This is a genomic window from Sinomonas terricola, from assembly GCF_034931225.1.
GTDB lineage: Bacteria > Actinomycetota > Actinomycetes > Actinomycetales > Micrococcaceae > Sinomonas > Sinomonas terricola.
Window position 1 is genome coordinate 1 of the sequence record NZ_JAYGGQ010000016.1, and the last position, 22749, is coordinate 22749.

The 22749-nt window shown below is 69.0% G+C and carries 16 protein-coding genes; 10 read left to right on the forward strand and 6 right to left on the reverse strand.

Translation table 11 applies throughout. From position 1 onward, the window contains the following. Positions 1-72 precede the first annotated feature (72 nt). A complete protein-coding gene (locus tag SPF06_RS18010; protein WP_323280518.1) occupies positions 73-957 on the reverse strand; it encodes an SDR family oxidoreductase in 885 nt (294 codons plus the stop codon). Positions 958-1164: 207 nt separating this feature from the next. Between SPF06_RS18010 and SPF06_RS18015 the strand changes: the two genes are divergently transcribed. The 6 genes from SPF06_RS18015 to SPF06_RS18040 all read left to right on the forward strand — a co-directional run bounded on the left by SPF06_RS18015 (position 1165) and on the right by SPF06_RS18040 (position 10231). Further along, complete coding sequence (locus SPF06_RS18015; RefSeq protein ID WP_323280519.1) at positions 1165-2748, forward strand: acyl-CoA carboxylase subunit beta; 1584 nt, start codon at positions 1165-1167, stop codon at positions 2746-2748. Continuing rightward, positions 2745-3005, forward strand: a complete 261-nt coding sequence (locus tag SPF06_RS18020; RefSeq protein ID WP_323280520.1) for an acyl-CoA carboxylase epsilon subunit — start codon at positions 2745-2747, stop codon at positions 3003-3005. The genes SPF06_RS18015 and SPF06_RS18020 overlap by 4 nt, the downstream gene beginning before the upstream one ends. 251 nt (positions 3006-3256) lie before the next feature. Further along, complete coding sequence (locus SPF06_RS18025; RefSeq protein WP_323280521.1) at positions 3257-4975, forward strand: DUF885 domain-containing protein; 1719 nt, start codon at positions 3257-3259, stop codon at positions 4973-4975. 162 nt (positions 4976-5137) lie between these two features. Beyond that, positions 5138-6517: a dicarboxylate/amino acid:cation symporter gene (locus tag SPF06_RS18030; protein ID WP_323280522.1), complete on the forward strand. Its 1380-nt coding sequence runs from the start codon at positions 5138-5140 to the stop codon at positions 6515-6517. A gap of 354 nt (positions 6518-6871) precedes the next feature. Continuing rightward, positions 6872-7492 carry a TetR/AcrR family transcriptional regulator gene (locus SPF06_RS18035; protein WP_323280523.1) on the forward strand — a complete coding sequence of 207 codons (621 nt, stop codon included), beginning with the start codon at positions 6872-6874 and terminating at the stop codon, positions 7490-7492. Between the two features lie 120 nt (positions 7493-7612). Continuing rightward, positions 7613-10231: an MMPL family transporter gene (locus tag SPF06_RS18040; protein ID WP_323280524.1), complete on the forward strand. Its 2619-nt coding sequence runs from the start codon at positions 7613-7615 to the stop codon at positions 10229-10231. On the opposite strand, the gene SPF06_RS18045 is transcribed toward SPF06_RS18040, so the two are convergent. The 4 genes from SPF06_RS18045 to SPF06_RS18060 form a co-directional block, all read right to left on the reverse strand. After that, entirely contained in the window at positions 10228-11895 is a 1668-nt protein-coding gene (locus tag SPF06_RS18045) for a sulfatase family protein (RefSeq protein ID WP_323280525.1), read from the reverse strand. The genes SPF06_RS18040 and SPF06_RS18045 overlap by 4 nt on opposite strands. 40 nt (positions 11896-11935) lie before the next feature. Beyond that, positions 11936-13270, reverse strand: coding sequence for an MFS transporter (locus tag SPF06_RS18050; protein WP_323280526.1), 1335 nt, complete (start codon positions 13268-13270; stop codon positions 11936-11938). Positions 13271-13348: 78 nt separating this feature from the next. Further along, on the reverse strand, positions 13349-15127 hold the full coding sequence (locus SPF06_RS18055) for a sulfatase (RefSeq protein ID WP_323280527.1): 1779 nt from the start codon (positions 15125-15127) through the stop codon (positions 13349-13351). A 20-nt stretch (positions 15128-15147) separates the two neighbouring features. Continuing rightward, the gene (locus SPF06_RS18060) at positions 15148-15765 is read right to left on the reverse strand and encodes a PadR family transcriptional regulator (RefSeq protein ID WP_323280528.1); all 618 of its coding nucleotides are present in this window, start codon (positions 15763-15765) and stop codon (positions 15148-15150) included. A 141-nt stretch (positions 15766-15906) separates the two neighbouring features. Between SPF06_RS18060 and SPF06_RS18065 the strand changes: the two genes are divergently transcribed. The 3 genes from SPF06_RS18065 to SPF06_RS18075 all read left to right on the forward strand — a co-directional run bounded on the left by SPF06_RS18065 (position 15907) and on the right by SPF06_RS18075 (position 19534). Next, complete coding sequence (locus tag SPF06_RS18065) at positions 15907-16911, forward strand: formylglycine-generating enzyme family protein (RefSeq protein ID WP_323280529.1); 1005 nt, start codon at positions 15907-15909, stop codon at positions 16909-16911. A 19-nt stretch (positions 16912-16930) separates the two neighbouring features. Beyond that, on the forward strand, positions 16931-17596 hold the full coding sequence (locus tag SPF06_RS18070) for a Maf family protein (RefSeq protein WP_323280530.1): 666 nt from the start codon (positions 16931-16933) through the stop codon (positions 17594-17596). 153 nt (positions 17597-17749) lie between these two features. Beyond that, complete coding sequence (locus SPF06_RS18075; RefSeq protein WP_323280531.1) at positions 17750-19534, forward strand: acetyl/propionyl/methylcrotonyl-CoA carboxylase subunit alpha; 1785 nt, start codon at positions 17750-17752, stop codon at positions 19532-19534. 110 nt (positions 19535-19644) lie between these two features. Here the strand turns inward: SPF06_RS18075 and SPF06_RS18080 are convergent, their stop codons facing one another. Continuing rightward, positions 19645-21051: an MFS transporter gene (locus SPF06_RS18080; protein ID WP_323280532.1), complete on the reverse strand. Its 1407-nt coding sequence runs from the start codon at positions 21049-21051 to the stop codon at positions 19645-19647. Between the two features lie 267 nt (positions 21052-21318). On the opposite strand from SPF06_RS18080, the gene SPF06_RS18085 reads away from it, so the two are divergent. Next, positions 21319-22749 (forward strand): MFS transporter, encoded by a 1431-nt coding sequence (locus tag SPF06_RS18085; protein ID WP_323280533.1) that lies wholly within the window; start codon positions 21319-21321, stop codon positions 22747-22749.

Sequence of the window (22749 nt, forward strand, 5' to 3'; positions counted from 1 at the left end):
CGAAGCCATGGGCTACCAGGTCACCCTCGCTCGCGCCAGCTAACGAGATCACCAACCAACTAAATCTTCGCGTCAGAGGAAGAAATCCGGCACGAGCCGATCCTCGGGCGCGCCGAGGCTGTAGTGCGCGAAATCGGTCACCCCGACGCGTCGGAGGGCGTCCTCGTCGACGAAGAACTGGCCCGTCGTGGTGCGCGGATCGCTCGTCAGGATCGCGTGCGCGGCGTCGGCCATGATCTCGGGGCTGCGAGTCGACCGTGCCATCTCATCGCCGCCCACGACGTTCCGGATCGCCGCCGTATCGATCGCGGTGCGCGGCCACAGCGAGTTGACGCCGATCCCGTCGGGGCGCAGCTCTTCGGCGAGGCCGAGCGTCACGAGGCTCATGCCGTACTTCGCCATCGTGTACGCGAGGTGCGCGCCCGCCCAGCGCGGATCGAGGTTGAGCGGCGGCGAGAGCGTGAGGATGTGGGCGCCTCGGCCGGCGCCCGCGGACTCGCGCAGGGCCGGGAGCGCGAGCTTGGAGAGGAGGAAGGTCCCGCGCGCGTTGATGTCCTGCATGAGGTCGTAGCGCTTCATGTCGATCGCATCCGTCGTGGAGAGGTCGATCGCCGAGGCGTTGTTGACGACGATGTCGATGCCTCCGAAGCGTTCGACGGCGGCACTCACCGCGCGCGCGACGTCGTCGTCGCTCCGGACGTCCCCCACGACGGGAAGCGCGTGGCCGCCGGCCGCCTCGATCTCGTCGGCCGCGTCGTAGATCGTGCCGGGGAGCTTGGGGTGGGGCTGGGCCGTCTTGGCAAGGAGGACGATGTTCGCGCCGTCGGCCGCCGCGCGCTTCGCGATCGCGAGGCCGATTCCGCGGCTCCCTCCGCTCATCACGAGGGTTCGGCCCGAGAGGCTGCGCGCCCCGGCATCATAGGAGGGCACGCCGTTGCCGGGAGTGATCGTCGTCATAGACTCAGTGTAGTCATTGTTACTCGTCAGTAACAAGAGTGCGCCGACGCCGGCTCGCAGGCAGAACGCGCCGAGAAATTGTAGGGTTCCTACACACGGAGCCCACGCATCGCTTACTAGACTGTGGAGACGGCTCCGCTCATTGTGCGGAACCTACATGTGGAAGAACCTACATGTGACCATATCGCCGATCGAGAGTTGGAGCACGTGACCCACGACCTGACCACGACCGCGGGCAAGATCGCGGACTTCCGCGATCGCCGGGCCGCCTCACTGCTCCCCTCAGGTCCGGAGGCGGTCGAGAAGCAGCACGCCCGCGGGAAGAACACGGCCCGGGAACGCATCGAGATGCTCCTCGACGAGGATTCGTTCGTCGAGTTCGACGCGCTTGCCGTGCACCGCTCCACCGCCTTCGGGATGGAGAAGAAGAAGCCGCTCGGCGACGGCGTCGCCTCGGGCTACGGCACGGTCGACGGTCGGCTCGTCGCCGTCTACAGCCAGGACTTCTCGGTCTACGGCGGCTCGCTCAGCCAGGTCAACGGCGAGAAGATCGTCAAGGTCCAGGAGTTCGCGCTCCGCAACGGCTGCCCGGTGGTGGGCATCAACGATGGCGGCGGCGCGCGCATCCAGGAGGGCGTCGCCTCGCTCGCGATGTTCGCGGACATCTTCCGCAACAACGTCGCCGCGTCCGGCGTCGTCCCCCAGATCTCGCTCATCATGGGCCCGTGCGCGGGCGGGGCCGCCTACTCCCCCGCGCTCACCGACTACGTCGTGATGGTGGACAAGACGAGCCACATGTTCATCACCGGCCCGGACGTCATCAAGACGGTCACGGGCGAGGAAGTGGACATGGAGACGCTCGGCGGGGCCCGCCAGCACAACGCGACCACAGGAACGGCGACGTACCTCGCGGCGGACGAGAAGGACGCGATCGAGTTCGTCCGCGAGCTCCTCGACTACCTCCCGTCCAACAACCTCGTCGAGGCGCCCGTGCTCGACGCGGACCCCGAACTCGAGGAGACCCCCGAGGACTTCGCGCTCGATGCCCTCGTCCCCGACTCGCCGACTCACGGCTACGACATGCGCCGCGTCATCGAGGCGATCGTAGACGAAGGCGCCTTCCTCGAGATGCAGTCGCTTTACGCGCCGAACGTCATCATCGGCTACGGCCGCATGGAGGGCCACACCGTCGGCATCGTCGCGAACCAGCCCATCCAGTTCGCGGGCACGCTCGACATCGCGGCGTCGGAGAAGGCCGCCCGCTTCGTGCGTCACTGCGACGCGTTCAACATCCCGATCATCACCCTCGTGGACGTCCCGGGCTTCCTGCCCGGCAAGGACCAGGAGTTCCAGGGCATCATCCGCCGCGGCGCGAAGCTCCTCTACGCGTACGCCGAGGCCACCGTGCCGAAGCTCACCGTCATCTGCCGCAAGGCCTACGGCGGCGCGTACATCGTCATGGGTTCGAAGAAGCTCGGCGCCGACCTCAACTTCGCGTGGCCCACGGCGCAGATCGGCGTCATGGGCGCGCAGGGCGCCGTGAACATCCTGTACCGCCGCGAGCTCGCGGGCGTCCAGGCGGACGGCGGCGACGTCGAGGCGAAGCGCGCCGAGCTCATCCGCCACTACGAGGAGGAGCTCCTCAACCCGTATCAGGCCGCGGAGCTCGGCTACATCGACGCCGTCATCGCGCCGTCCGAGACGCGCGTCCAGCTGCTCCGCGGGCTGCGCGCCCTGCGCGACAAGCACGCGTCGATGCCCGCCAAGAAGCACGGGAACATCCCGCTGTGAGTGACGCGACGCCTGCCGCCCCCGGGGCGGCGAACGACGACGGCGAGGTCCCCGCCGTCGAGCCCTCGCCGCTGTTCGCCGTCACCAAAGGAAACCCGACCCCCGAGGAACTCGCCGCGGTCACAGCCGTGCTCGCCGCCGTCGGTTCTTCTGAGGAGGCCGAGGAGGCCCCCGCGGCGCTGACCCGCCGCGAACGCATCCGCCGCGCCGCCCTGCGCCCGCGGAACATGATGAGCCAGCGGCGCGGCCGCTTCTAGGGCGCCTTCGCCTCCGGATGCCGGAGCTTCCCCGCGAACCTCCCCAGCTTTCACGCCAACCTCCCCAGCTTCCGACCGCGGACGACGGCGCGTGCCCCGCGATTCCGCGGTTCTCCGCGGCGTGACGGCTTTGAAGTTGGGGACGTCGGCGGAGGAGTTGGGGAGTTAGGGCGGATGACTGGAAAAGCCGGCTTGGCCGAAGTGTGCACGGGTTCTTTCACATGTCGGAGGGCCAAGCTAGGCTCTGGAACGTGACTCAGAACACCCAAGAGACCCAAACCACCGTGCGCCGAGCGCCCACCGCCGTCGACGCCGTCGCCGAAGCCTTCACGGACCGGCTCCTCGAACTCGACCCGTCGCTCGCGACCGAGCTCGGCTTCGCGGGCCACGAGACGGAGTACCCCGACTACACGCCCGCGGGCCGCGACGCGCGCCTCGCCCTCGCGCGTGCGACCCTCGCCGAGCTCGACGGCGTCGAGCCCGCCGACGAGATCGACGACGTCACGCTCGACGCGATGCGCGAGCGCCTCGGCCTCGAGGTCGAGGAGCACGAGAGCGGCTGGTCACTCGGGGAGCTCAACAACATCGACTCCCCCGCGCAGCACATCCGAGCCGTCTTCGACCTCATGCCGACGGACACGGCCGAGCACTGGGCGCACATCGCGGGCCGCGCTGCGAACGTGCCGGCCGCGATCGACGGCTATCTCACCTCACTGCGCGCCGCCGCCGCGGAGGGCCGAGTCGCCGCCGCACGGCAGGTGCGCGCCGTCGTCGGCCAGGCCCGCGGCTACGGGGCGGAGGGTACGGGCTTCTTCGCCCAGCTCGCCGCGAACGCGACGCTCGACGGCGGCGCTCCCCTGCCTGCCGACGTCGCCCGTTTCCTCGCGGACGGGTGCGCCGCGGCGTCGGGGGCCTACGCAAAGCTCGCCGGCTTCCTCGAGGACGAGCTTCTCCCGCAGGCGCCCGAGAAGGACGCCGTGGGGCGCGAGCGGTACGCGCTCGCCTCGCGCCGCTTCTTGGGCGCGGCCGTCGACCTCGAAGAGACGTACGCGTGGGGCGTCGGGGAACTCGACCGCATCATCACCGAGCAGGAGGCGGTCGCCGAGCAGATCAAGCCCGGCGCAACCATCGAGGAGGCCAAGAAGGCGCTCGACGCGGACCCGGCCCGTCAGCTCAAGGGCACCGACGCCCTCCGCGCGTGGATGCAGGGACTTTCGGACAAGGCGGTCGCGGACCTCGCCGGGACCCACTTCGAGATCGCCGAGCCCATGCTCAAGCTCGAGTGCATGATCGCCCCGACGCAGGACGGCGGGATCTACTACACGGCGCCGTCGGACGACTTCTCGCGGCCCGGCCGCATGTGGTGGTCCGTCCCGGCGGGCGAGGATTCCTTCACGACGTGGTCGGAGACGACGACCGTGTACCACGAGGGCGTCCCGGGCCACCACCTGCAATGCGCGACGGCGGTCTACCGCCGCGAGCTGCTCAACCGCTGGCGGCGCCTCATCTGCTGGGTCTCGGGGCACGGCGAGGGCTGGGCCCTCTACGCCGAGCGGCTCATGGACGAGCTCGGCTACCTCTCTGATCCGGGCGACCGCATGGGCATGCTCGACGCGCAGCGCATGCGCGCGGCACGCGTCGTGTTCGACATCGGCGTGCACCTCGAGCTCGAGGTCCCCGAACGCTGGGGCTCCGGAACGTGGACGCCGGAGAAGGGGTTCGACTTCCTCCGGAAGAACCTCGCGATCTCCGATGGCCAGCTCGACTTCGAGTTCCACCGCTACCTCGGCTGGCCGGGCCAGGCGCCGTCGTACAAGGTGGGGCAGCGGCTCTGGGAGCAGACCCGCGCCGAGCTTGCGGCGCGCGCCGAGGCCGAGGGGCGCGAGTTCGACCTCAAGGAATTCCACACGCGGGCCCTCAATCTTGGATCCGTGGGTCTGGACACGCTCCGGCGCGCCCTGCTCGCGTGAGAGAAGGCTCACTCCCCGTCGGGGAATAGCGGGGCACTTCCGCGGTCTGGCGCGGCATTCTCGAGGTTCGGGGGTGCCGCGCCCGGATCACGGACGAAGTGTGCCGTCATCCGACGAAACACTAGCTAGATGAGCCATGCCACGCGGATCTACGTTTCTCCGGTGAGCACATCAACCAGCACCCGCGCGCGTCGGCTTCCGGCGTGGGCCACGTCGTTCGGCACGCAGATCATCGCGGCGCTCGTCGTCGGCCTCATCCTCGGCCTCGTGGCCAAGTACACCGGCAGCACCTCCGCCAAGCCCAACGGCCTCGGCGCGACGCTCTCGACGATCGGCAGCAGCTATGTCGCCCTGCTGCAGACCGCCGTCGTCCCCCTCATCTTCACCGCGGTCGTGAGCTCGATCGCGAACCTCCGCCAGGTCTCCAACGCGGCCAAGCTCGCCTGGAACACGCTCCTGTGGTTCGCGATCACGGCGTTCATCGCTGTGCTGATCGGGATCGGACTCGGCGTGGGCTTCCAGCCAGGCGCCAACACCGGCATCACGCAGCAGGCCAAGTACACGGGCAAGACCGGCGACTGGTGGGCCTTCCTCACGGGCCTCTTCCCGCACAACTTCCTCGGACTGAGCGCGAGCTCGACCGTGGCCGACGGCGGTGCCGTCACCACGAGCGTGAGCTTCAACGTCCTCCAGATCCTCGTCCTCGCGATCGCCGTGGGCGTCGCGGTGCTCAAGGTGGGCGCCAAGGCCGACCCGTTCCTCACGTTCACGCGCTCGGCCCTCGAGGTCATCCAGAAGGTCCTGTGGTGGATCATCCGCGTGGCCCCGATCGGCAGCATCGGCCTCATCGGCAACGCGGTGGCCGTCTACGGGTGGGACACGATCGGCGCGCTCGGCAAGTTCGCGATCGCGATCTACGTGGGCCTCATCCTCGTGCTGTTCGTCGTGTACCCGATCCTCGTCAAGAGCCACGGCCTCTCGGTAAAGCAGTACTTCTCGGGCGTGTGGCCTGCCGTGCAGCTCGGCTTCGTCTCGCGCTCGTCGATCGGCACGCTGCCGCTCACGCAGCGCGTCGCCGAGCGCAACCTGGGGATCCCGCGAGGCTATGCGTCGTTCGCCGTGCCGCTCGGCGCGACGACGAAGATGGACGGCTGCGCGGCCATCTACCCTGCCGTTGCGGCGATCTTCGTGGCCCAGTTCTTCGGCATCAACCTGGACTTCAGCCAGTACCTGCTCATCGTGATCGTGTCCGTGCTCGGCTCCGCCGCGACCGCGGGGACCACGGGCGCCGTCGTCATGCTCACGCTCACGCTCTCGACCCTTGGCCTCCCGCTCGCCGGCGTCGGCCTCCTGCTTGCGATCGACCCGATCCTCGACATGGGCCGCACCGCCGTGAACGTCGCTGGACAGGCACTCGTTCCGACGATCGTCGCGAAGCGCCAGGGCATCCTCGACCTCGGGCTGTACAACGCGTCGCGGACCGGAAACGCGTTCGCCGACGAGGCCACAGCCACCGACGGCGAACTGGCCGCTGCCCACTGACAACCGGCGGCCACCTCTCACCCACGCGTGGCCACCTCCACCCAAGGCGTGGCCACCTCCACCCAACGCGTGGCCACCTCCCACCAACCCGTGGCCACATCCCACCAACCCGTGGCCACCTCCCACCAACCCGTGGCCTCCCGCATCGCGCGGCCCTTCGGGCCGTCCCTGCCACAAGCAGGAGACGGCCCGATTCGCTTTTCTCGACAACGCATCTGGCCGCGCGTACGGCGAGACATGGCCACGCGTTGGTGGGAGGTGGCCGGGTGTGAGGCGCGAGGTGGCCGGGGTCCGGAGGTGGGAGTCCCCCTCTCAAGTTTGCACACAGTGCAAACTTGCACTTAGTGTAAGAGCGTGATCTCACCTCTCGACGCACCGTCCCGACGCGAGCTCAACAAGGCCGCGACGCGACAGTCGATCATCCTCGCCGCCGTCGACCTCGCACGCGAACGAGGGCTCGGCAACTTCACGGCCGAGGACCTCGCCGAGGCGGCGGGCGTGTCCCGCCGGACCTTCTTCAACTACTTCTCCAGCGCAGACGAGGCCATCGCAGCCCCGACGTTCGGCTTCCTCGACGCCGCCCTCGACCGCTTCCGCGAGCGCCCCCCAGGCGAACCGCTCCTCGAATCCGCCATCAACGCCCTCGTCGGCCTCGCGGACCACGAGCTCATGGCTCCCATGGCCCAATCGTTCATCGTTGCCCACGGCCACGACCCCGTGACGCGGTTCCAGCTCCAGGCCTTCGACGAGTGCAGCGAGAAGATCGTCGCGGCCATCCGCAAGCGCGAAGGCGACTCCCTCGACGAGCTCTACGTCCAGGCCCTCGCCGGAAGCGTCATGGCCTGCGGGAAAGCCTCCCTCCAGGTCTGGTTCGCCGAACGCGGCGGCGACCTCTCGCCGTCGTCCATCGATCGCCTCCGCGAACTGCTCATGGCCTCCATCGCGCACCTCAAGTGCGGCTTCGCGGTGCCCTGACCGGCCCCGCGACGGCCCCTCCGCCGCTTCGTCCCTGTCCCCTTCCTCCCCCCTTCCTTCCCCGCCCCTTCCTCACCCACACCCCTACCTTGCCCACCCGCCCACCCATAGAAGGCACGCATGGCTACCCTCCTCTACCGCCTCGGCCGGTTTGCCTACGACCGACGCTGGCTCGTCCTGTCCCTGTGGATCGTCGCCCTCCTCGCAGTGGGCGGTTCCGCGGCCGCGTTCCACGGGACGCTCTCCAACACGTTCCAGATCCCCGGCACCGAGACGCAGCGCATGCTCGACAAGCTCAAAGCGGACCTCCCCTCCTCGGCGGGCGGCAGCGCGAGCCTCGTGTTCGAGTCACCCGACGCGGCGTTCACCGCGGCCCAGAAGCAGGGCATCAGCGACTCCCTCGCCCAGATCAAGGGCCTCGACGGGGTTCAGAACGTCACCGACCCGTTCACGACCCAGTCCCAGCTGGACGGCGCGGCGGCCCAGCTCGCGGACGGCCAGCAGCAGATCGCGGCCGCGGAAGCCCAGCTCGCCACGGGGCAGCAGCAGCTCGCGGCGTCGGCGCAGCAGCTCTCCGCGTCGAAATCCCAGCTCGACGCAGGCCAGGCGCAGCTCGATGCCCAGAAGCAGGCACTCGCGGCGCAGGGAATGCCCGAGGCCACCATTGCCCAGGCCACCGCGAGCGCCCAGGCCAAGCTCGACGCAGGGCGCGCCCAGCTAACCGCGGGGCAGGCGCAGTACGACGCCGGCAAGAAGAAGGCCGACGACGGCGCCGCGCAGCTCGCGCTGAAGAAGGCGGACCTTGCGCTCGCGGGGCGTCAGGCGCAGGCCTCGCAGGGGCTCCGCTTCGTCTCGACCGACGGCAAGGCCGCGATCGCGACGATCCAGTTCACGAAGTCCACGGACGCACTCCCGGCCGACCTCCGCCAGAAGGTCCAGGACCTCGCGGCCCACGTCCCGGGCGTCCAGTCGCACGCGAGCAAGGAACTCACGCAGGACATCTCGCAGCTCTTCGGCGCCTCCGAGGCCATCGGCGTGATCGTGGCGGCGATCGTGCTGCTCGTCATGCTCGGCACGTTCGTCGCGGCGGGCCTTCCGCTCCTCATGGCCCTTGCGGGCGTCGCGATCGGCGTGGGCGGCACGTTCGCCCTCACGGGCGCGATCCAGATGAGCTCGACGACGCCCATGCTCGGCCTCATGCTCGGCCTCGCCGTCGGCATCGACTACTCGCTCTTCATCGTCAACCGGCACCGGACCCAGCTGCTGCACGGGATGGATCCGCGGGAATCGGTCGCGCTCGCGATCGGCACGTCCGGGAACGCCGTTCTGTTCGCGGGGCTCACAGTCATCATCGCGCTCGCGGCGCTCGTGGTCCCGGGCCTGCCGTTCCTCGCGGTCATGGGACTCGCGGCGGCAGCCACGGTCGCGGTCTCCGTCCTCGTCGCGGTCACGCTCCTGCCCGCCATCCTCGGCTTCACGGGCCGGCGCATCATCTCGAGGCGCCGCTGGGCGAAGGCCGAGGCGCAGAACGCCCTCGCCGACCGCGGCGGGGAAAAGGCTCAGGACGAGGCGCGCGAGGACGTCGAAAAGGCCCAGCACGGCTGGGGCGGCTGGGTCACGCGGCATCCCGTCGTCGCGCTCGTCGCGTCGGTGGTCGTGCTCGGCGCTCTCGCCCTCCCGGCCGCACAGCTCCGGCTTGCGCTTCCCGACGGCGGGTCCGAGCCGGTCGAGTCGAGCGCATTCAAGGCCTACGACGCCACGGGGAAGTACTTCGGCCAGGGCATGACCGGCCCGATCGTTGCCGTCGGAGAGCTCCCGTCGGGCCTCGGCGCGAACGCCGCGAAGGCCAAGCAGTTCGACGTCGCGGACGAACTCCGCTCGGTCCCCGGAGTCACGGCCGCGGTGCCGGTCGCGCTCAGCGACGACCGCCGCACGGCCGTGTTCCAGATCATCCCGAAGGACGGCCCAGCGAGCGCGAGCACCGTCCAGGTGGTCCATGACCTCCGCTCCAAGGGCGCCCAGATCCAGAGCGACACGGGCGTGACAATCGGCCTCACGGGCCAGACGGCCGCGAACGTCGACGTCTCGTCGAAGCTCGCCGACGCCCTCCCGCCCTACCTCGCGATCGTCGTCGGCCTCTCGCTCGTGCTCCTGCTCCTCGTGTTCCGCTCCCTCCTCGTGCCGCTCCTGGCCACGGGCGGGTTCCTGCTCTCGCTCGGCGCGGCGTTCGGCTCGGTCGTCGCGGTGTACCAGTGGGGCTGGCTCGGCCCCGTCTTCGACGTCACGCACCCCGGCGCCGTGCTGAGCTTCCTGCCGATCCTGCTCATCGGGATCCTGTTCGGCCTCGCGATGGACTATCAGGTGTTCATCACGTCCGGCATTCGCGAGGCCTACGTCCACGGGCAAGAGGCGCACCTCGCGGTCAAGACCGGCTTCCGGCACGCGGCCCGCGTGGTCACGGCCGCAGCGATCATCATGGTGAGCGTGTTCGCGGGCTTCATCTTCAGCCACGTCACGATGATCCGGCCGCTCGGCTTCGCCCTCGCCCTCGGCGTGCTGCTCGACGCGTTCGTGGTCCGCATGACGCTCGTCCCCGCCGTGATGCGCCTCATCGGCAACGGCGCATGGTGGCTCCCGCGCTGGCTTTCGCGCGTGCTGCCGGACCTTGACATCGAGGGCGCGAAGCTCGAGCGGACGACGGCGGAAGCCGCCCGAGTGCCCGAGCCCGCCGCGGGCTAGCGGTCGGATCGAGCCATCGGGAACGAAGCCGTCACTTCCGGGCTCGGTTCGAAGCCGAGGCGCCAGGCCTGGAACCAGACGGCTTCGGACCCGCCGGGCACGCTGCCGGACCGTAGCGGCTCGGTGTAGAGGTGCCACCGGCGCCCGTCGTCGGCCGGAATCCCGGCAATCTTCTCGAAAGGCGTCCGTTCCCGGGGCTCGGTGGGCGGGTCCACGGTCCAAACCAGTGAGGATCCCACGGTCGGGCAGCTCGCGGTGAGCCCGTCGAGGGCTGCGATGACATGGGGCGGGGCTGTGGCGTGGGCACGACCGCCAGGGCGCCACCCCTCATTCAAGGCGTCCTCGTCCATGAGGCCAAGGTCCCCATACCGGCTCTGCCATGACTCGAGCGCGCCGCGGAGCCGGGCGAGTGCGGCGGCATGCGCAGGATCCCCCGCGAGGTTATGCGTCTCGTGCGGGTCAGCCTCGACGTCGTAGAGCTCCTCCGCGGGCTTGTTCGGCGCGAGCAAGGTGCGCTGGAGTGGGGTGAGGAGGCTTTTCGGCTCTCCGCGGCCAAGCTGCTCGGCCTCGCGGAACGCGAAGGTCCGCAGTTCCTCCCACGTCGTTAGCTGGTCCGGATAGTGATTGTGCTGCATCGCGGGGCGGTCGTGATGGAAATGACGGATATACCGATACCGGGCATCCCGGACCGTGCGCGACGTGTCCTCCGCCTCGCCTTGCCGGTCCCGGCCGCCGAACACGAACTCGTTCGGGCGTGCGGCCACGGAGCCGTCCGCCCGGAGGAAGGGCTCTCCGTGCATATGGGACGGCACGGGCAGTCCAACCGCGGCGAGCATGGTCGGGGCCAGGTCCATGGTGTGGACGAGGTCCCCGACGACGGTGCCCGGGGCGATGTGCCCGGGCCAGCGGACCACGAGGGGCTCCCGGAGCCCGGCCTCGTTCGCCCACCGTTTGGCCCGCGGCATCCCCCGCCCGTGATCGGACCAGAACACCACGATCGTGTCCCTGGCGAGGCCGTCGTCCTCCAGCTGGGCAAGGATCCCTCCGACCCAGTGGTCCATCTCCGTGACGAGGTCCGCGTACCGGGCGATCGCCCGCCGGAACACGGGAGTGTCGGGGTAATAGGGAGGCACGGGCGCAGCGGCCGGGTCGTGCCGCGCGTCCTCGGGCACGTGGGCGGTCGCCGCCGCGAACGCTTCGGCCTCAAGGTAGATTTGGGACTCGTGCGTGGCCATGCCATGGAACGCGATGAAGAACGGCTGGTCCGGGTCCGGACGGTTGCGCCAGTGCGCCGTGGGGCTGCACTCGTCGAAGACAGTGCGTGGCACCTCGACCTGGAAGTCGGTGAAGACGTTATTCGCCGTCCAATACCCCGCCGCCCGGAAATACTCCGGGAGCAGCCGAACCTCCGGCGGCGGCACGGCCTTCGTGCGCATGTGCATGGTCCCGATCGCCGTCGGGAAGCAGCCCGTCATGATCGCCGACCTCGCGGGAGCGCAGATGGGCGCCGCCGCGAAGGCCTTGTCGAACCGGGCGCCCTCCGCGGCGAGTCGATCGAGGTTCGGGGTCACGGCGTATTCCGCGCCCGGCCACACCCCCGCGTAGCACCCGAGATCCGGGTTGATGTCATGCGTGGAGATCCACAGGATATTCGGCTGCTTCACGGTTCCCTTCCTGCCTGACTTCGTCCGGATCTCTGGCTGGCTAACGCTGTCCGAGGGCTTCGCGGCGGCGGAGTTCGAGCGTCTCGGTCACCCGAGTCACGTCCCGCGGATAGACCTTGTACAGCCCCGTGAGCACGGCCGCGTTGACGAGCATGAGGACCACCATGACCCAGAGGAACACGGTCTGGATGCCCAGGCTCGTGGCGAGCGAGCCGGCACCGAGGGAGAAGAGCGCCCAGCCGATGGTCTCGAAGATGGTCAGGAAGATCGCAAATGCCTGGCCGCGAAGCTCAGGCAGGACGACGGCGGCCACGATCGAGCGGTTCACCGACGGGTTGAGGCCCTGCCCGAAGCCCATGAGGCCCCAGAAGATCGCGTAGATGCCGATGCCCTCGTAATGGAACTGCGTCCCGAAGAACGCCACGACGGCGAAGAACACCTGGGCGCCCTGGATGTAGGCAACGCGACCGCGGTGCGGGATCACGCGGTCGAGAAGGGTGAGGAACCACCCTCCGCCGACGGTCCCGGCGAAGTACGAGAGCCCGAAGGGGACGAGCACCGTGGCCGCGACAGCGTTCGTGAAATGACGCTCGGTCACGAGGAACTGGATGCCGAAGATCGAGATGAGCAGATGGCCCGAGAGGAGGCGGGACACCATCATGAGGGAGAACGAGGGCACCTTCATGATCGAGAGCACAGAGGAGAGCGTCACGCGGGAGAGGCTGCGCTTGGACTCAGACAGGTCGGCGAGCTGCTTCTCGGCCGCCCCGACGCCGGGATCCTTGTAGAGCGCGGCGACGACGAGGCCCGCCACGACGCAGATGCCGCCGATGGTCCACATGCCGTACCGCCAGCCGTCCGTGAGTCCCGTGAACAGGGCGATGAGCGGCCCCACGAACGAGCTGATGAGGCTGATGAAGCCGTAGAAGTAGCCGACCGCCTTGCCGCGGTTCGCGTCGTCGAACGAGTCCGTGAGGATCGCGTTCGAGATCGGCACGCCGCCGACCATGGCGGCGGACATGAGCGCATTGAAGATCAGGAGCTGAGTGAAGTCGTGGGCAAAGCCCGCGAGCGCGCCGAAGACACCGCCTACGAGTGTGATGAGGACGAGCGTGTTGCGTCGTCCGATGCGCCCGGCGAGCCACGTCCAGGCGGGTCCGGCGGGCACGGCGACGATCTTGCCGAGGGCCGCGAGCAGGCCGAGGTGCCCGCTGTTGAGCTTCAAAGCTTGTGCGATCGAGGGGAAGATCGTCGAGGTGAGGCCCGCCTCGGTGTTGTCGACGACGCTCACCCCCGTGAGGACTACAAGGTTCCTCCAGCGATGCGGCACACGGCTCGCTTGGACTTCTCCCTCGACGGGAGCGGACTTGGTCATCTGGGCTTCCATGGTCTTTTTCCTGACTGCTCTGACAGGTGGATGTGGGCGGCGGGGCGGGTGAGGAGAGTGAGGTGATCAGGCCAGGACTGGCGCGAGTTCCTCGGCGAGCTGGCGCAGGGTTTCCCGGGAGACCGGGAAGACCTTGGCCAGCTGGTAGATGGTGAACTGAGGCGAGATGGCGACCAGTTCGGTCGCGACGAGGTGCGGCAGGCGCCTTTCGAGAACGCTCCGGCACCGGGGATCCTGGAGGAGCTCGAGGATCGGAGTCCCGAGGGCGAGGCCATCGGCGTAGAAAGAGGCGAGAGGAGGCAGCGGTTCGAGGGCGGCGGCCGCCCGCTCTGCTTGGCGGCGCACGAGGAGATGGTCCTCGGCGGGCGGCGCATCGAAGGGGATCCCGAGCCGCTCGAACTGGCTCCGGGGCGCGTCCGAGGCGTGCATGAGCTCAGCGAGGAGCCGGAGCATGCGCAGCTCGACGACGTCGTCCGCGATGGGATGCTCTTGGCCCGAATCGGTCTCAAGGTCGAAGAGCAGCGTCCCATGCGCCCAAGGGTTCATGAGGGACTTCGTCTCCACCCTCATGGTGCGCAGGCCTTTCGTGAACGAGAACGGCTCGGCGGGTTCCCAGGCCGCGAGTTCCCCGACGGAGAACAGCGAGCGCATGTGCGTCGGCATGAGGGTGAAGTCCTCGAGCGGGGCGTTCGCGGCGTCCGCGGCGGCGCGCATGTAGACGTAGCGCCCGTCGGTGACGTTGACGTGCCCGCCGTGGATGCCGAAGAGCGCGGCATCGCGGACCTTGGTGTCGTCTTCGAGGACGACGGCGAGGTCTCGCCCTTGCATGTCCGGCGTCGGTTCGAGTCCGAAGTACCGCAGCATCGTCGGGGCGATGTCGATGGTCTGGGCGAGGGCCCCGCGGCGGGTGTCGCGGCCTGCAGTGCGGGGGTCCCACAGGAACATCGGCAGGTGGACGAGCTCGTTGAACCACGGCTGTACTGATTTGGCCCACCAGCCGTGCTCGCCGAGGAGGAAGCCGTGGTCGGTGTTGACGAGCAACAGCGTGTCGTCCCACAGCTCGTACTTGTCCATGGCGTCGAGGACTCGGCCGAGCGACTTGTCGCACATCGAGACGAGCGCCGCGTACTCGTAGCGCGCGTGCTCGACCTGGTCCTCGGGTTCGGTGACCTTCTGGTAGCCGGGCCAGTCAAACTCGGGCCCGTCGTAGCCGTGCGGGTACATGGCCTTGTACGCGTCGTGCGTGAAGAACGGCTCGTGCGGGTCGAAGAGCTCGATCTGGAGCATCCATTGGTCCGCGGCGTGGTTGGTATCGATGAATTGGATCCCGGCGTCGACAGTGCGCGTTTGGGAGTGCTCGGCCTCGGTGGGCATGTAGCTGCGGTTGATGAGGTCTTGGCGCTTCATGCCGGCGCGCCAATCGCCGCCGGCCGCACCGCCGTCGTCGTTATTTCTGGGGGCGACGACACCCTTCCACGGATCGCCTTCCTGCCCCCGGAAGAATTCCCACGTGGTGTACCGCGGGTGGTAGGTCGCCCCGCCGTCCTCCCAGTAGTGCGGGTGGTCGGAGGCGAGATGCGTGTGGACGCCGGCGCGCTTGAGCAGCTCGGGCATCGAGTCGTCGAACGGCTCGAGCGGGCCCCACGAACGGTGGAGGAAGTTGTAGCGGCCCGTGTGCATCTCGCGCCGGGCCGGCATGCACGGCATCGAGCCCGCATAGAAGTTCTCGAACGTGACGGCCCGCGACGCGAGGCGGGCGAAGTTGGGCGCGTCGACGATCGTGTTCGCGTAGGGGGCGAGCATGTGCCTGTTGAGGCTGTCGAACATGAGGATGATGGCCCTCATCGTGGTCCTTTCAGGGCGGGTCAGCGATCCTCGTCGGCGGAGACGAGATGCTGGGGCATAGCGGTCAGCGAGCGGGACGAGAGCTTCCCGTCGAGGATGTCCTTGCGGAGCTCGATCATCGCGGCGACATGGGCGTCGATCGCGGAGGCGCCCATGAAGTGGAGCCGGTCGCCGATGGATTCGGCGAGCTCCGGATCGAACGGGATGGTCGGCGACCAGTTCTCGCGCCGGTCCCGGTGCCGGTAGCGGGCGATCTCTTCCTGCCGGGTCTGGATCTCCACGTCGAGGAGGTGCAGCACCTGCTCGGCACTCATGAAGCCGGCGAAGCTCAGCCTCGCCCCGAGCTCGGGATCCTGAAAGCGCGACGGCGGCTGGTACGGTCCCGTGAGCCAGTCGATCAGGACGGTTGCGCCTTCCCCAGTGACGCGGTAGGTCTTCGCGTCTTGGGCACCGGGCCGGGGGTCGACGGTGTGGGCGACCCAACCCTGCTTCTCCATGGCGGTGAGGGATCGGTAGACCTGGCTCATCTGGGTGTTGGAGCGGAGGAAGCGGCCGTGCGTGTCGAGGTACTTCTTGAGGTCGTAGCCGGTGCTGGGGTGTGAGGCCAGCACGCCGAGGAGGATGTGTTCCAGCTTCATTGCCCCAAAGTCTCCTTCGTGAGGTACGTCACATTGAGCATGTCACAAGTAGAATGCTTCGTCAATGACACAAATGGAATGGTGGATCGGCGGACCCGGTGATAGATTCGAGAGGAGTGCGATGACGCTTGAAAGAGAACCATGGATCCCACCACAGATTCCGGCCACACCGCGAACTGCTGCACGCCCTCCCAGGACGCGTCGCCGTCGACGTCATGGGGACTTCCGCTCGTATCGAAGGCGACTGGTGCTGCGCACCTCGGACCCGTGCATGAGGACGTCGCCGTCCCCGCTGGCGCGTTCCGAATGGGGGACGCGTGCGGCGAGGGCTACCCGTCGGACGGGGAGACCCCGGTGCACGAGGTGCGCCTCGGCGGGTTTCGGATCGATGCCACCGCCGTGACCAACCGCATGTTCGCCGCGTTCATCGAAGCCACGGGATACCGTACCGAGGCCGAGGCCTACGGGACCTCGGCCGTGTTCCACCTGCTCGTCGAGGCGCCGGATGAGGACATTCTGGGGCGCGCCGCCGGCGTGCCGTGGTGGCTCAACGTCCGCGGTGCGGACTGGGCGCACCCGCGCGGGCCGCACTCGTCATGGAGCGACGTTCCGGACGATCCTGCCGTGCATGTGTCCTGGAACGACGCCCAAGCCTACTGCGGCTGGGCCGGACGCCGTCTGCCCACCGAGGCCGAATGGGAGTATGCCGCACGGGGTGGCCTAGAAGGCCGGCGCTACGCATGGGGCGACGAGCTCGTCCCCGACGGCGAGCACCGGGCCAACATCTGGCAGGGCACGTTCCCGGCCGTGAACACGCAGGACGACGGTTTCCTCGGAACCGCCCCCGTCAAGAGCTTCCCCGCAAACGGTTACGGGCTCTACGAGGTCGCCGGGAACGTGTGGGAATGGTGCTCGGACTGGTTCCTCCCGAAGTACTACCGCAACTCGCCCGCCGAGAACCCCCAGGGTCCCACGATCGGGCCCGGCCGGGTCATGCGCGGCGGCTCCTACTTGTGCCACGAGTCCTACTGCAATCGCTACCGCGTCGCGGCACGCTCGTCCAACACCCCCGATTCGTCGAGCGGCAACTGCGGGTTCCGTACGGTAGCGATCGAGGCTGGGACAGCTCTCCAGCGCGTGACCTAGCAGCGATAGGCTGGGCGGCGTGACCTCCACGCCGTCCAGCCTTCCGCCGTCGGGCCCCCTCGCCCCGCTGATCCTCGCCTCGAAGTCGCCCGCGCGCACCAAGATCCTCACGGAGGCCGGAATTCCGCATCGGATCCTCGTCTCCGCCGTGGACGAGGACGCCGTCGTCGAGCAGCACCCAGATGCGGGCCCCGCCGAGACCGCGCTCCTCCTGGCGCGTGCGAAGGCCGAGGCCGTGGCTTCCCTCCCCGAGGCCGACGGCGCGCTCGTGCTCGGCTGCGACTCCGTGTTCGAGTTCGGCGGCGAGGCGCTCGGGAAGCCGTACACGCCCGAGGTCGCGGCCGAGCGCCTCCGGGCCATGAGCGGCCGGGCCGGGATCCTGCACACGGGCCACTGGCTCGTCGACTGCCGCGACGGCGTCCTCTCGAGCTCGGGCGAGCTCGCCTCCGCGGGCGTCGAGTTCACCGAGATGTCCGACGGCGAAATCGCCGCCTACGTCGCGACCGGCGAACCGCTCCACTGCGCGGGCTCGTTCACGATCGACGGCCTCGGCGGAGCCTTCCTCGCCCGCGTCGACGGGGACCCGCACACCGTGGTCGGCCTCTCGGTCTCGACGCTGCGCACACTGTTGACTCGCACCGGCGTGCGATTCACTGATTTCTGGGCCGCCGCCGTCGTTCGCTGAGCAGGCGCGCGGAGCGGCCCGGCGCACGGGGGAACCGAGGCCTTTTGTAGGACCCCGACAAAGGATCCACCACTCCCCCGCCGAATCCGCCATCAATATGGGCGATTCCACCAAAGGGGCGCTAGGCTCTCCGCAGTACAGAACGGAGAAGCCTTGTCCCCCATCGCTGGAAGCAAGCCCCTGACGAAGGTCCTCATCGCCAACCGCGGCGAGATCGCAGTGCGCGTCATCCGCGCCGCCCGCGACGAGGGCATCGCGTCCGTTGCCGTCTACGCGGACCCGGACCGGGACGCACTGCACGTGCGCCTCGCCGATGAGGCGTTTGCGCTGGGCGGGACGACGGCGGCCGAGTCCTACCTCGTGATGGACAAGATCCTCGACGCCGCCCGCGCCGCGGGCGCCAACGCGATCCACCCCGGCTATGGCTTCCTCTCCGAGAATGCCGAGTTCGCGCAGCGCGTCATCGACGCGGGCCTGACATGGATCGGCCCGTCCCCCGAGTCGATCGCGGCGCTCGGCGACAAGGTCCGCGCACGCCACATCGCCGAGAAGGTCGGCGCCCCGCTCGTTCCCGGCACGAAGGATCCGGTCGGCTCCGCTGACGAGGTGCTCGCATTCGCGCGCGAGTTCGGCCTCCCGGTCGCGATCAAGGCCGCGTACGGAGGCGGCGGGCGCGGCATCAAGGTCGCGCGCACGCTCGACGAGATCCCCGAGCTCTACGAATCGGCGGTGCGCGAGGCGACTGCGGCGTTCGGCCGCGGCGAGTGCTTCATCGAGCGCTTCCTCGACTCCCCCCGCCACGTCGAGACGCAGTGCCTCGCGGACGCGCACGGCAACGTCGTCGTCGTCTCGACCCGCGACTGCTCGCTCCAGCGCCGCAACCAGAAGCTCGTCGAGGAGGCCCCGGCCCCGTTCCTCACGGACGAGCAGAACAAGCGCCTCTACGAGTCCTCCAAAGCCATCCTCAAGGAGGCCCACTACCTCGGCGCCGGCACGTGCGAGTTCCTCGTCGGCCAGGACGGGACCATCAGCTTCCTCGAGGTCAACACGCGCCTCCAGGTCGAGCACTGCGTCTCCGAGGAGGTCACGGGGATCGACCTCGTGCGCGAGCAGTTCCGCCTCGCGCGCGGCGAGGCGCTCGGCTACGAGGATCCCGAGGTGCACGGCCACTCGTTCGAGTTCCGCATCAACGGCGAGGATCCGGGCCGCAACTTCATGCCGGCCCCGGGAACGGTCGAGACGCTCAAGTACCCGACCGGTCCCGGCATCCGCGTCGATTCGGGCATCGAGGCCGGCGAGGTCATCAGCGGCAACTTCGACTCGATGCTCGCGAAGCTCATCGTGACCGGCGCGACGCGCCAACAGGCGCTCGAGCGCGCCCGCCGCGCCCTCGACGAGCTCGAGATCACGGGCATGCCGACAGTTGTCCCCTTCCACGCGACCGTCGTGCGAGACGCCGCGTTCGCGCCCGCGTCGGGGCCGTTCGAGGTGCACACCCGCTGGATCGAGACCGAGTTCGAGAACGACATCCCGGCATGGTCCGGGGTCGCCGGGGCAGCGGCCGACGACGCCGGCGAGCGGCAGAGCGTCGTCGTCGAGGTGGGCGGCAAGCGGCTTGAGGTGACGATCCCCGCGGGGCTCGGCGGCATCGCGAAGGCCGGCAAGTCGAAGGCGAAGAAGGCGCGCTCGGCCCGCGGCGGCGCGGCGGCGGCCACGGTGGGCGGCGACGCCCTCACGGCGCCCATGCAGGGCACCATCGTCAAGGTCGCCGTCGCGAACGGCGAGCAGGTCGAGGAAGGCGATCTCGTCGTCGTCCTCGAGGCCATGAAGATGGAGCAGCCGATCACGGCCCACCGCTCCGGCACCGTCCACGGGCTCACGGCAGAGCCCGGCCAGACGGTCACCGCGGGCGCCGTGATCGCGACGATCGAGGACTGACAACCCCGGCGCCTGGCGAGACCTGGCCACCCGTCACACGAGAGCTGGCCACCCGTTGGAGACGGGTGGCCAGCTCTCGTCCAATCTGCGGCCAGCTCTTGCCCCTCGGGCTAGGCCGCGATGTTGTCCTCGAACTCCCCGTCACGCGTCTCCCGCGTGAGGAGCAGTGCGACGAGTGTGAGCGCCGCCGCGACGGCGAGGTACACGCCGACCCACACGGTGCTGCCGCCCCCGGCCTTCCAGAGCGCCGTCGCGACGAAGGACGCCGGCGCGGCACCGATCACCGAGGAAAGGTTGTACGCAACCGCGGAGCCCGTATAGCGCACGTTGGCGGGGAACAGCTCGGGGAGGACGGCGGCCATCGGCCCGAACGTCGAGCCCATGAGCGTGAAGCCGAGGATGAGCCCCACCATGGCGGCCGCCTTGCCAGGGCCGAACATGAGGCCCCACGCGAGGCCCGCGACGAGGATCCCGGCCGTCACCCAGATGAGGAACCGGCGGCGCCCGAACTTCTCCGCGAGCGGGCCGGAGACGACCGTGAACACGGCGAAGAACACGACGCCGATGATCTGCATCCAGAGGAACTCCGGCTGCGGGATGCCGAGGCCGGGCGCGAAGTCGGCCGCGTTGAACGCCTTGCCCGCCTTCGCCGCGGCAGCCTTGGCCGCCTCGACGGTGGCCGGGGCGATGCCGTAGCTGAGCGTGAACGTGGTCGTCAGGTAGAAGAGGACGTAGGTCGCGAGCATGATGAACGTCCCGGCGACGACGGCGCGCCAGTGGTGCTTGAACGTCGCCGCGATCGGCACCTTGGCGATCTTCTCGGCCTTCACGACCTTCTGGAATGACGTGCTCTCCACGAGCTTGAGCCGCACGTAGAGCCCCACCGCGACCATGACGATGCTCGCGAGGAACGGGATGCGCCAGCCGAACTCGGCGAACTGCTGGGCCGTGAGGGACGCCTGGAGGACCACGAACAGGACATTCGCGAGGATGAACCCGATCGGCGCCCCGAGCTGCGGGAACGTGCCCCACACCGCGCGCCTGCCGGCGGGGGCGTTCTCGGTCGCGAGGAGCGCGGCGCCGGACCACTCTCCCCCGAGGGCGATGCCCTGCGCGAAGCGGAGGACGACGAGGAAGAGCGGGGCGAGGACGATCCACCCCGAGGTCGTGGCCGGCGGAAGGACGCCGACGAGGAACGTCGAGAGGCCCATCGTGAGCAGCGATGCGACGAGGGTGCCCTTGCGGCCGAGCTTGTCGCCGAAGTGGCCGAACAGGATCGATCCGATGGGCCGGGCGACGAACGCGACGCCGAAGACCGCGAACGAGCTCAGGAGCGCGTTGAGGTCGCTCGCGTTGGGGAAGAAGAGCTTCGGGAAGACGAGCACGGACGCCGTCGCGTAGGCGTAGAAGTCGAAGAACTCGATCGTCGTGCCGATGAGGCTCGAGAAGATCACTCGCCCGCGGGTGTTCGCCGTGGTCTGGGTTCCGGCCGACGGTGCGACCGCTGGTGTGGCCATTGCTGGACGTGCCTTTCGCGTGCTGGACACCCCGCTTGCGCGGGGTTCACGGGGTGGTTACCGCGCAATCCTAGGTGCGCCGTCCATTCTTTGGACACTCGGTCCACATTCCGAGACCGACCTCACGGCTCACCCGCGGCAGCCGTGAGAAGAGAGGTCGATGTCACGGCCTGTTTACAACCGACGACGCTGACCGAAACGAGCCGTTCTTAGCGTAGAAGGCAGATCCAATCCCCTCAGTTCCCCCAGCACCCGAGGAGAACCCATATGAGCACCGAACCCGAGATCGTCGCCTCCGCCACAGGGCAGACGACGGCGGCCCCCGCCTCACACCTGAGCCTCGACTTCCGCGCTGGCCGCTGGATCGAGCACTGGAACCCCGAAGACACGACCCAGTGGGAGCGCGAGGGCCGCGCGATCGCGCGCCGCAATCTCGCGTGGTCGATCTTCGCCGAGTTCCTCGGCTTCGTCGTGTGGCAGCTGTGGTCGATCGTCGTCGTCTCGCTCCCCGGCGCCGGCTTCAAGTTCGACACATCCCAGATCTTCTGGCTCATCTCGATGCCGAGCCTCGTCGGCGCGACCCTCCGCATCCCCTACACGTTCATGGTCTCCCGCTTCGGCGGCCGCAACTGGACCATCGTCTCCGCTCTTCTGCTCCTCATCCCGACGCTCGGCCTCGCGGCCTGCGTCGCGAACCCGTCCGCGCCGTTCTGGGTCATGCTCCTCGTGGCCGGCCTCTCCGGCTTCGGCGGCGGCAACTTCGCGAGCTCGATGGCCAACATCACGTTCTTCTACCCGGCCAAGGAAAAGGGCTGGGCGCTCGGCCTCAACGCCGCCGGCGGCAACCTCGGCGCGGCGGTCTCGCAGCTCGCGGTGCCGATCGCAGTGAGCCTCACGGCCGTCCTGCTGACCGGCGGCCACGGTGGGACGCTCGCCATGGCCGGCCTCATGTGGGTTCCGCTCATCCTCGTCGCGGCGTACGGCGCCTGGCGGAACATGCACAACCTCTCGAATGCGAAGGGCGATGTCGCGGGCTCCCTCGCGGCCCTCAAGGAACCGCACCTGTGGATCGTCGCATTCCTCTACATCGGCACGTTCGGCTCGTTCATCGGCTTCGGCGGCGTGTTCCCCAAGCTCATCAAGGACCTGTTCCCGGCCTACTCGACGTTCGCCGTCGGCGCCGCCGCCCTCTCGCTCGCCTTCCTCGGCCCGCTCGTCGGCTCGCTTGCCCGCCCGTACGGCGGCAAGCTCGCGGACCGCTTCGGCGGCGCCCGGATCACGGTCGCGTCGTTCGCGGTCATGGCGGTCGTGACGCTCGCCCTCATCGCGACGCTTCCGCTCAAGAACTTCTGGCTCTTCCTCTCTCTCTTCCTCGTGCTCTTCGCAGCGAGCGGCATCGGCAACGGCTCGACGTACCGCATGATCCCGGTGATCTTCGCCCGGGCGAGCCGTGCCGCAAAGGCCGGCGCGGCGCCGTCGTACACGGGCCGGCTCGCCTCGGCGGCGCTCGGCCTCATCTCGGCGATCGGCGCGTACGGAGGCTTCGCGATCCCCCAGCTCCTCGGCGCGTCGAGCACCGCGACGGGCTCGTACGTCCCCGCGTTCTACGGCTTCGTGGGAGCGTATGTCGTCATGCTGGTCGTCTCGTGGGTGTGCTACCTGCGCCGCGGGAGCGCTGTCGCCCAGACGGGAGCCTGA